The 12576-nt window shown below is 35.6% G+C and carries 3 protein-coding genes; all 3 read left to right on the plus strand.

Translation table 11 applies throughout. The features are described from left to right. Positions 1-11 precede the first annotated feature (11 nt). From UP17_RS03490 to UP17_RS03500, 3 genes are read left to right on the plus strand one after another with little or no spacing between them, the layout of a single operon-like run. Entirely contained in the window at positions 12-7535 is a 7524-nt protein-coding gene (locus UP17_RS03490) for a non-ribosomal peptide synthetase (RefSeq protein ID WP_061461677.1), read from the plus strand. A 10-nt stretch (positions 7536-7545) separates the two neighbouring features. After that, a complete protein-coding gene (locus UP17_RS03495) occupies positions 7546-7812 on the plus strand; it encodes a phosphopantetheine-binding protein (RefSeq protein WP_061461678.1) in 267 nt (88 codons plus the stop codon). A 26-nt stretch (positions 7813-7838) separates the two neighbouring features. Further along, positions 7839-12557 carry a non-ribosomal peptide synthetase gene (locus tag UP17_RS03500; RefSeq protein WP_061461679.1) on the plus strand — a complete coding sequence of 1573 codons (4719 nt, stop codon included), beginning with the start codon at positions 7839-7841 and terminating at the stop codon, positions 12555-12557. The last annotated feature ends 19 nt before the right edge of the window (positions 12558-12576 follow it).

The raw sequence follows: 12576 nt of genomic DNA on the forward strand, positions 1-12576 counted from the left end.
GGGGGAAAATGATGAATATGGATTCTTTAGTGAATTTATTTGAGGCAAGTGTTAGGAAATATGAGAACAATATTGCAGTAAGAAATAAAGATATGCACTTTTCATATAAAGAAACGAATATTTTGGCAAATAAAATGGCGATGTATATAAAGGATCAAGGGATAAATATAGGAGACAATGTCGGAATCTATATTGAAAAGTCCGAGTATGTTTTATTTTTAATCATAGCACTCCTTAAATTGGGTGTTACCTATGTACCTATCGACCCAAAAAGTCCGGATGAAAGAGTAAAGCATATAATAAGGAATTCGGAATTGAAGTTATTAATAGGGGATAAAGGTCAGCTTGACGATATTGATTGTGGGCATTTAACCATTGATGAGGTGGTAGAGAATTCTAAAGATATGATAGGTGATAATTTACATACCTTAATTGACCCAAAGGATCCAGCTTATATCATTTTTACATCGGGCTCAACCGGCAAGCCTAAAGGAGTTTGTGTTTCACATGAAAATGTCATGAACTTGTTTTTAGGTTGCGAGGGTTTGTTCGAGTTTAGTAATAATGAAAAATGGACATTTTTCCATTCCTACGCATTTGATTTTTCCGTTTGGGAGATGTGGGGAGCTTGGATTTATGGCGGAGAAGTCGTAATGGTTTCATTTGAAGAAAGCAGAAATCCAATATCCTTTGTTGATTTAATGGTAAGTACTCAAACAACCGTTTTTAATTGTACGCCAAGTGCTTTCTTCGAGGTGAGTGGAGAGCTCATAAATCGTCAAAATGAATTGAGTTTAAAATACATTATATTTGGAGGAGAAGCATTAAACTTCAAAAAATTGGCGCAGTGGTTTTCGCCAGAAAACGGCAGGCTGCCAAAGCTAATAAATATGTATGGAATAACTGAAACCACCGTTCATGTAACATACAAAGAAATCGCTAAAAGTGATGTTGAAAAAGGAATCACTAATATCGGAAAAGTCCTGCCTCATCTTGGATTTAAAGTAATGAATCAAAATGGAGAAGAAGTAACTGGAGATGAAGAAGGCGAGTTATACGTTTCAGGAAAAGGTGTTTCGCTAGGTTACTATAAAAATGCCATGATGAATAAGATGAAATTTACTTATATCGATAATGTTCGCTACTATAAGTCAGGGGATGTAGTGAAAGTTTTAGATGATGGGGATCTGCAATATATCTCCAGGAATGATGAGCAAGTGCAGCTAAGGGGTTTCAGGATTGAATTAGGGGAAATTGAGAGCTCGTACAATGAATTGAAAAACATCAAGAATGCTGTCGTTACAATGGATACAGCGTTTAATGATGATAAGCATTTATTTTTATACTATGTTGCTGATGAGGAATTAGCTGCTGATTATTTGAGGGAAAGTGTAGGAAGCTCATTGCCGTCCTATATGATACCAAGCTTTTTTATCAAGGTAGACAACATCCCCTTAACTGTAAACGGAAAACTGGACAAATCATTATTACCCAAAGTCATTATAAAAGACAGTGAAACTGCATCGAGTATTAAGAGTCCAGCAGATGAAAAAATAAGTGAAAAAGTAAGAGAAGTGGTTGTTAGCATCATAGGTAATGAGGTTATAAAAAATAATCAGTCACTACTTGAAAGTGGAATGAACTCATTATCGATAATGAGATTAATTGTCAAGATAAAAGATCAATTCAATACCGAAATCGCTCCTTCAGTTTTTTTGGATAACGATACGATTGCGAAATTATCCCAAGTTTTAGAAACCCGTAAAAAAGAAGAGGTAAAGCAAGATTATATACCTATAAATGACCTGAATACATACCCTTTAACATATGAACAAGAAAATTTGTGGTTCATTCACCAAACCAATGTAGATAAATCGTTATATAACATAGTTTTTTCTTATGAAATATCAGGTGAAGTGAATAAAGGAAAACTGGAGATATCTTTAGATAAGCTGAGCAATAAACATCAAATTTTAAAAAGTATCATAAGAGAACAATCTGGAAAAGGCATCTTGGTTTTTGATGAGTCGATTAACCATTGTATTAACTATATTGATGTTTCGGACATTCCTTTAGACATACAGGAAGAAAAAATAAATCACCTGGTGAATGAAGAAACGGAACGACAATTCGATATAAGTAATGGTCCTCTCTTATGGATTGCGTTAGTGAAGAAAAATGAATGTGAATATCAATTAATATGTAATATCCATCATATTATTTTTGATGGTTGGTCGATTCCATTAATGATCAATGATTGGTTTTCCATTTATGAGGAAATCGAGAATGGGGAACAAAATGATATAAATAACAAATCCATTCAATATGGAGATTATGCTTTATGGCAAAAAAACTCACCAAATTATATAAGCGGCAAGGATAATGAGTTCTGGAGTAATGAAATAACTGCATTACGGCAAAAGTCCTTATTACAATATGATCATCAAAAAACAGGAGAAGGTAAAAGCACTTCCGATATTATCAGCTTCTTGTTACCAAAAGATATTCAACACAATCTAGAAAGTCTTCATAAAAAAACGAAGTCGACTTTGTTCATGAGTTTACTTACAGCCTATCAAACCTTTTTGTCTGTTTATTTTGATGAAGAGGAAGTTGTCGTCGGAAGTCCATTGGCGAAGAGAAACCATGTGGATACAGAACAATTGATAGGTTATTTCGTCAACACCTTGCCCTTTAAAATAAAGGTATCTCAGGATGATTCATTTAAAGGGATTTTAAGAAAAAATATAAAAAATATTGCAGGTGTTTTTGACCATCAAAATTTACCTACTAAAGAAATTTTAAAATATTCACCGGAAGAAAGAACCATGGAAAATACGCCTTTGTTCGATACAGTATTTGTTCTGCAGAATAACCAAAAAGAAAAGCTGGCGTATAAAGATTTCAAATTAAAACCAAAAAAAATCAATACCTTTAAAGCTAAATTTGATTTGGTTGTTCAGGTAGAGGAAATTGATGAGGATGAATTAGTCATTTCGTTTGAATTCAACAAATCATTATTCAATAAAACGACGATTCAAAGAATGGCTAAAAATTTCAAATATTGGCTGCAAGAGATTACAGCCCAGGAAAGCAGGAAATTAAAGGACATTACCTATTTAGAGCCTGCACAGTTACAATCACTAATCGAAATGGGGACAAGTAACGTAAAACAAGAAATGGAAGATCAACATTTTGAAGATGTAATAACTAGGTTTGAGAATAAAGTACGTACAAATTTCAATGATATTGCCATTGTTCATGGAGATGATCAAGTATCGTATAGCGAGTTAAATGCCCGTGCAAATCAGGTGGCACATAAATTATTCCGAAACGATGTAGGTGCAGAAGATAGAATAGGTATTTTTATGGATCGATCGATCAATATGGTAACGGCTATTTTAGCCGTTATGAAAGTTGGGGCAGGGTACGTGCCTTTGGACCCGTCACAGCCAGAGTCGCGGCTGAAACATATGATTGAGGATTCTCAAATCATATATTGTTTAAGTAATGAAGAAGGACTTTCAAAGTATCCCGGTGATGAAGGAAAACTAATATTGATCGAAGACATACTAAAAGTAAGAGAAAGTGAATGTGAAGAATTCGATTCAAGAAAGCTATCGGATAATGATTTGGCCTATATCATCTACACTTCAGGAACAACGGGAAAACCTAAAGGAGTCATGATTGAACATGGCGGATTGGCAAACCTCTGTGATTGGCATATCGATTATTATTCTGTTGATGAAAAAGATGCAGCATTACTGGTTTCGAATACATCTTTTGACGCTTCTGTTTGGGAGGCATTCCCTTACCTAACGAATGGGAATAAACTCCTGATTCTGGATTACTATGATTTACTGGATGTTGAGATCCTTTCGGAGAAGTTAGAAAAGGAGAGTGTCACACTCGCATTTTTTTCAACGGGACTGCTAGAGCAATTATTTATCAACGAAATGAAATTCCCGCAATCAATCAGAGCTATATTGACAGGTGGGGATCGTTTAAAAACGAAACCTGATCGTTTGAGTTTTGACTTATATAATAATTATGGGCCAACGGAGGGTACTGTCGTAGCGACTGTATATAAGGTACTTCCAAGTGATGATACAGTGATCCCCATTGGTAAGCCAATTCTAAATGCTGAAGCGTTCGTGTTGAATTCCAGGATGAAGCCTACACCAAAAGGGCAAATAGGCGAGCTGTATATCGGCGGAAAAGGAATTGCAAGAGGATATATAAATAATCCGGAGAAGAACGATGAAAGCTTTATTCCGAGTCCGTTCAATCCCTCAAAAAAGCTTTATAAAACTGGAGATTTGGTTAAGTATACCGAGGATGGAAATTTACTATTTGCAGGAAGAGCGGATGACCAAGTGAAAATCCGGGGATATCGTATCGAACTTGGTGAGATCAGTGCTGTTCTAAACAAATGTACAGGTATAAAGGATTGCTTTATCGCGATAAAAGATGAATCTAAATCGAAGAAATTCATCATTGCTTATTATATCTCAGACAATGACCAGGAAGAAAATCATATCAGGGATTATATGAAGAATCATCTTCCTCATTATATGATTCCTTCTTACTTCATTAAAATGGAGTCTTTTCCGCTGACAGTTAACGGTAAAGTGGATACCAAGAGGTTACCGGATACAAAAACGAACTCGGAAGAGACTAAAAGTAAAAGTGTCATTAATGAAACGGAACAAAAATTGCTAAAGATATGGAAAGAGGTCCTGAATAATCAGGAAATAGCCATCAGCGATAACTTTTTCGAATGTGGGGGAGACTCCATCCTAAGCATTCAAATTTGTTCACTTGCCAAGAAAGAAAATCTTTTCATTACTTCAAAAGATATCTTTGAAAAACAAAGTATCGAAGAGCTGGCAAAGGTTGTGGAATCGACGGGGGATTTAACGATAAATCAGTCTGACGTTTTTGGAAAGGCATCATTTACACCTATTCAAAGTTGGTTTTTCTCTCAACAAATAAATAATTATAATCATTGGAATCAATCCGTAACATTAAAGGGCTACCCGCAACTGAGTGAGAAAAGGCTTATGAAGATCATGGCGCATATCGTTAAACATCATGATGGGCTGAGATCAAGGTTCACTAGCAAAGAAGCATTTTCACAAATAGAAAAAAATACGGATCCGAATGAAAATTGGACTTTGAATTACGTAAATCTATCAAACATGAATAAGGACATACAAGAACAGGAAATTGTTAAACTCGGAATCGATGCACAAGAGGGCATAAACATTTCAAACGGACCGCTGATGAAAATTGTATGCATCAATACAGGCAAAAATGAGCATAGAATCATTTGGATCATTCATCATTTACTTGTTGATGGGGTTTCCTGGAGAATCTTAATCGAAGACTTTGACCGGCTATATATTCAAGATATTAACGATCAAGAACTAAAACTGGATAATAAAACGACATCATATAAGGAATGGGCAAATAACCTTAATGAGTACAAAAATAGTATTCCTTTAGGCATTAAAGAGTACTGGCTGAATGAAAATAACGCACTGTATGAAAACGCCTTGGTCAAAACAGGGAATGTATACGATGGAAGATCATTTGATATGAAGCTGAATAAAGAGATTACAAACAAAATCTATAATGAAATGACAAAAGCTCATAAAGCATCCATCGATGAAATATACTTATCTATTTTTACAATGCTAATCGGGAATTATTTTAATAAAAAAGATATTCATTTTACTTTGGAGGGACATGGTCGCGAAGAATTATTCGCAGATGTCGATTTATCCAGAACAGTGGGATGGTTTACGACCATGTGCCCGGTTTATTTAGAAAATAAACAATCCATTACAAACACGATTAAAGGTACAAAGAAAAAGTTAAGGGCCTTGCCTAATAAAGGGATTGAGTATGGGATCATGACCGAATTATGTGGCGAGACACAAATGAAACAAAATAAGCCGCTTATCAGTTTTAATAATTTAGGTAGATTTCATCAAAACAATGAATTGGCTGCGAAGGAGGTCATCTTTTTTAGTGAACATGATATTCAACATAATTCCTATACCGAGCATGAAGTCGATATCGAATTACTTGTAGTGAATGAAGAGCAAACTATAAAAATAAACTACAACAGACATTTCGTAAGAGAAGATTTTGAGAATTATATTCAAAACAATTTGCTGGAATTGTTGGAAGCAGTGACAAAATTGGAAAATTCGATGTACGGTCCGGAAGACTTTCCATTAGTGGATGTGCCTGAAGAGGAACTTAACCAACTACTAAGCAAAGAAACAGGAATTGTTGATATTTATGAATTGACTGCTTTGCAAAAAGGGATGTTATATCATAGTTTATTTGATAGTGAGAGCAGCCAGTATAAAGTACAACTCATTTTTGATATTAAAGGCGTTCTGGACGTCGGAAAATTAAAGAATGCCATTAGGACAGCTGCTGGGAAACATGACATTTTAAAAACGAAATTATATTCAAGTAGAAAAGGGATATTCTATCAACTATTGATGAGTTCCATGGATATCGAGATTAAATATGAAGAAATGACCGATCATCAAGCGAAGCTGGAAAAGTTGTTAGCAGATCAATACAAAATCATAGATATCGAGAACAATAGGTTGAATAGCTTCATGATCGTTAAGCTTGCGGAAAATGAGTACCAATTAATATGGACATTCCATCATATTATTATGGATGGTTGGAGTTATTCAATGGTGATTAATGACATTTTTGACTCTTATCATTCAATAACACCGTCATCATCTTTGAGTACCTCATTTAAAAAGTATGTTGAATATATGAAAGATTATACGAGTAATAAGGAGCTGCGGGACTATTGGGCATGGAAACTGGAAGGTGTCCGAAGTTCTGTACCTAGTTTAACGGGTGTGTTGGAAGGCGAGGGTTACATTGAGAATAGCTACTTGAAAGTACTGGATGAGGAATTGAGTGATTCCATTCAACGATTCTGTCAGGAATACAAGATTACCATGAATACTTTCTTTCTAACTATTTGGCTAACTACTTTAAAAGAAATAAAAGGTACGGATAATGTATGTTGCGGCGTAGTGACATCCGGCAGGAATATCCCGGTCCAAAATATTGAGGTTATGGTTGGTCCATTTATCAATACCGTTCCGTTTATAAAGCATATCAGCCAAGAGAAGACCTACATGGAACTGCTGGATGAGGTTCAAAAGGAATTTTTGGAACTAAGTGCCTATGAGAATACACCATTATCAGAAATTTATGAATGGGCTAATATGAAAGATCATTTATTTGACTCATTATATGCTTTTGAAAACTATCCCATGCAACTAGCTAATACTGGTGAAATCAATGTAAGTTTGAAAGAAGGGCGGGAAACCACCCATTATCCAATCGTCATCATCATTAACCCTGGTTCAAGTGTTCAAATCAAGTTTAATGAGGCAGCGGTCAATCTAAAGTTAAGGACATCAGTCATTTCTATATTTAATCAAATCTTAAACGGAATGTTAGAAAAAATGGGAGTTAAGTGAGGGGAAATATATGGAGACAACTATTGCGGTCAAGGGAAGGTTAATTGAGGAAAAGCTTATTGGATTTTGGAAAGAGATCTTAGAACAAGAAACCATTGGTACAGATTCTAATTTCTTTGATTTAGGGGGGAATTCCCTTTTAGCCATGCAATTTATTCAAATGGTGAAGAATAACATGGGAGTAAGATTGCCAATCAAAGTGTTGTTCGAACAATCAACCATACAGGAACTATCTGTACTCATCAAACAATTGGACGATATTAATAAGTTAAGTTGAATGGAAAAGAATTGAGGTGATGTTCTATGAACAGGATCATAAGTGAAACGGAAGATAGGCTATTAAACATGATATCAATTATCATCGAACCTCTTAAAATATCACTATTAGAGGACATGAATGCATCACTAAGTACAAATGAAAAAAAGGATGAGTTTTTGTCTTCGATAAAACGGGAGTTCGGTATTCAATTAACATCTGAAATCATTACAAGTCAATGGAACATAGAAAGGTTGGCAAGTTTCCTGGACATGCTTCTCAGCATGAGAGAAGACGAGGTCAATAAGCCTTATAAACGTGGAAAAAGGGAAGGGATGCTTTCTCATAATCAAGATCGAATGTATCTGTTTGACAGTCTCGATGAAAGGAAAATGCTCTATAATATGCCATTTAAATTCATTTTAAATGGCGTAGTGGACATTGGTGACTTACAACAGGCATTAGATATCATGATTGAACGCCATGAAACTTTACGAACCAATTTTAAGGGTGAAGAACATCAAGTACTTCAATTCTTGTCAAAAAACAGCAGTAACTTAATAGCCTATGAAGACTGTCGGGAAGTAGGCCCCGAAGTCAGTAATATAATGGTCACCTCCCATCTTACTGAAGAAATAGAAAGATGTTTTGATCTGGAAAATGATCGGTTATTTAATATGAAGCTATTTCGAATTGAGGAAGAAACGTATTATTTAGTATGCAATTTTCACCATATCATTTTTGATGGAGTATCGTTTGTAACCTTTTTCGAGGAGTTAATGGAGATTTATGAAAGGGTTCAAAAGGGCAAGGTTGGTGATATTCCTCCTGTGGACATGCAATATTTAGATTATGCTGTCTGGCATAAGGAGTGGGTCAGGGAAAGTACGCCAAGCCAAAGGAGGTTTTGGGAAAGTTATTTAGATCGGGAGGAAGAAGCATTAGAACTTCCATTTGACTTTCAGCGTCCAAAATCACCTTCTTATTCTGGTGACAGACTGGAAATGCCTATAACGGATGAACTTCGTTTATTGATAGACAGGATTTTAAAGGAGAATGGCACAACTTTATATACTTTTATGATGACCGCCTATCAAGTGTTTTTAAGTCAGTATACCGGGAAGAATCGAATCATCGTTGGGAGTACCGTCGCAAACCGCGGCCAAGAAGAATTTTCCCGGACAGTTGGGTGCTTTGTCAATACGCTGCCACTGAAGTTAACAGTGGATGTTACGGAATCATTTCATGAAATCTTGACCCGAAATCGCAAAGTGATTTTGGATGTATTGGAACATCAGGCTTTTCCATTTGAAAAAATTGTTGAAATCATTAATCCAGACAGGGATCTAAGCCAATCCCCATTGTTCCAAACAGCTTTGGCTATGGAAGAAAGATTTGAAGGGAATTTTAGCAATTCATTCTTCACGCTTGAACAAGACCAATTCGAAATACCTTTTTCAAACTATGATCTAACTATAAAAGTAAAGGGTTCTCATGACCTAATACTTGAATTCGAGTATTCCGATGAGCTTTTCAAACGGGAAACAATCGAAAGACTCATGATGAGTTTCGAAAAATGGTTATTCCAAATTTGTAACAATACAAATATGCCCATTTGTCATTTGGATTATTTAGACGAAAATCAAATGAATAAATTGTTATTTGAGTGGCAAGGTGAGGTTTCGGATGTACATCAAAATGAGACGATCACCTCCATTTTGGAAAGAATCGTTAAGAAGCATCCAAACAAATTAGCCGTTACTGATAATGGTAAGACCATTACCTATTCAGAATTAGATCAAAAGTCAAATGTGATTGCGAAATTGCTTAGTAACTATATGGAAAATGGCTCTAATAAAGTGGGCCTGCATGTTAGCAGATCTATTGAGATGGTAATCGGCATGTTGGGAATCATTAAAGCTGGATGTGCATACGTTCCGCTTGATCCCATGCTACCAGCTGAACGGTTGGAATATATCATCAATGATTCAAAAATGGACATATGCATTACGAATCAAGTTGTGGCACCTGCGATTAAAAAGATAGCTAAAGTGATAGATCTTGAATCTGTACATTACATGGATTCCGAATGCTGTACCGAAATGATTACACCATCAGATCTAGCTTACATAATTTATACTTCCGGCACGACAGGAAAACCTAAAGGCGTCATGTTATCCCATAGAGGAGTAGTGAATTTAGTAATAAGTCAAAACAAGTACTTACAGCTTGATGTGACCTCAAAGGTATTACAATTTGCCACCTTTAATTTTGACGCTTCTATATATGAGATTTTTGGAAGCCTATTAAATGGTGCAGAGCTGCATATCGGGAATAATAAGGAGGAAATGTTTGATTTATTCGCATTGGAAAATCAAATCAAAAGTGAAAAGTTAACGCACCTAGTATTGCCGCCAGCGGTATTACTAGAGCTGAATATAGAGGATTCTGATGTGAAATTCGTTGGTTCAGCCGGATCTGAATGTCCAATAGCTTTGCTGGAGCGCTATCAAAATATAAATTTTTATAATGCCTATGGTCCAACGGAATATTCAGTATGGACCACGATTGAAATGTTTAAAGCGTTTGAAAAAAATGAAACTACTAATAATAAAGTATCGATAGGCAAACCAATCCTGAATACTGACGTCTATTTATTAAGTCCTGAGCAAAGACTCGTACCAATAGGTGCTGCAGGGGAAATATATATTGGTGGTGAAGGATTAGCTGTTGGATATGTGAATAATGATGATTTAACAAAAGAAAAGTTCATTGAACATCCTTTTAAAGCTGGAAAGCGTTTGTATCGCAGCGGTGACCTTGCAAAATTCACGAACGATGGTGAGTTGATTTTTCTGGGGCGTAAGGATAATCAAGTGAAAATAAGAGGATTCCGGGTGGAAGTTGATGAGATTTCGTTCAATCTCAATGCGTATCCGCAAGTAAGTGACTCATTCATTATGGTTCAGGATCAGCCAAACTTAAATAAACAAATAATCGCTTATTTCACATCAAAACAACAGGTTGATAACGATCACTTAAAAGCATTTTTAAAAGAGAGATTACCAAGTTACATGATTCCTTCATTCTTTATGCAAGTGGACAATTTTCCGTTAAATGCAAATGGGAAAATTGATTCAGCAATTCTTCCGGTACCAGTCACTAGAAACAATACATCAGAAGAACCTAAGACGTTTAATGAGAAAGTGCTTCTTCAGATTTTTAAGAATATCTTAGGGTTAGATGACATAAGTATCCGAGATAACTTTTTCGAACTTGGCGGCGATTCCATTCAGAGCATCCAAATATGTTCCCTAGCAAGGCAGGAAAGTATAATCATCAGTCCAAAATCAATTTTTGAAAATCAAACGGTAGCTGAGCTTGCAGCGGTTGCAAAAACTGAAAATAAAGTCATGATTCAACCAATAGCCACTAGAGGAAATGTGGAATTGACCCCCATTCAAGAATGGTTCTTTGCTGAACACACGACTTCCATCAATCATTGGAACCAGTCTATTGTTTTTAGTAAAAATTCCTGTGCCCTAATGGAGGATATTGAAAGTATTCTATCTCAAATCGTGGAACATCATGATGGATTGTTGACCTTATTTGAAAAGCATGACGAAAAATATATCGGGAATATAGACTCTGAACACAAAACATGGGAGTTAGTCTATAAGGATATTCATCATTTAGATGAGGAAACGCGAATAAGAATGAGAGATGAATGGGAAAGTACGGTTCAAGGTTCATTGGACATAAGTAATGGACCGATCATGAAAATGCTTGTTTTAAAAGAACAAAAGAACAAGTATCGCTTCTTTTGGGTAATCCATCATTTATTAATCGATGCAGTTTCCTGGAGGATTTTACTTGAAGATTTCAATCATCTCCATGATCAAGCATTAAACAATCAAAAAGGGAAACTCGCCTATAAAACTTCATCATTTAAAGACTGGTCAAATTTCTTAAAGAAATACAATGAAACGTTGATGGACCCTGAAACACTCCGTTATTGGGAACAAAAAACAAAAAGTGAAATAACGGATTTCATGATAGGGGAAGACTTTATAGCTACGCAAGAAAGAACGGTGGAGAAATCATTCGGTGAAGAAGAAACTGAGTTTTTGGTCCAGGAATTAACAGGGCAATCTAAAGCGACTGTAGAAGAAGTATTGTTGTCATTAATTGCGAAGAGTTTGAACCAATCTTTTGAAGTGAAGAAATTCTGGATAGAAGTAGAAGGGCATGGCAGGGAAATGGTGGACGAAACAATGGATGTTACTCGGACCGTTGGCTGGTTTACTGCGATGTATCCAATATTGCTGCATTCAGATAAGACGTTTGATGATACTTTAAAAAACACGAAGAATGCTATAAGGGAAATTCCGAATAAAGGTTTTGATTATGGTGTGATCAAGTATTTAAGTCCTGGGGTCATTCAGGAGCCGGATATCCACGTTACTTTTAACTATTTAGGTAGGTTGGACTCTCAATTCGAATCATCCAATAGCAAGGACTTTGGTGAATTTGAACAAAAACCAAAACTCCATTTTCTGGCATTGATCCAGGACGGAAGACTAAGCATAAAAATAATTTCAAAATTAGCTGAAGAAAAAATGAACTTATTAATAGAAGCCATAGGCAAAGTCGTGATGGAAATCAAGGGATCTGAATTTGATCAAGGTTCTTTAATAGAAAGTGATTTTCCAGATGCAATGCTTACTGAGGAAGATCTGTTTCATATATTGAATTCTAATAAATAATGTGAATACTCATTTAATA

The organism is Peribacillus simplex (genome assembly GCF_001578185.1).
In the GTDB taxonomy this organism is placed as follows: Bacteria; Bacillota; Bacilli; order Bacillales; family DSM-1321; genus Peribacillus; species Peribacillus simplex_A.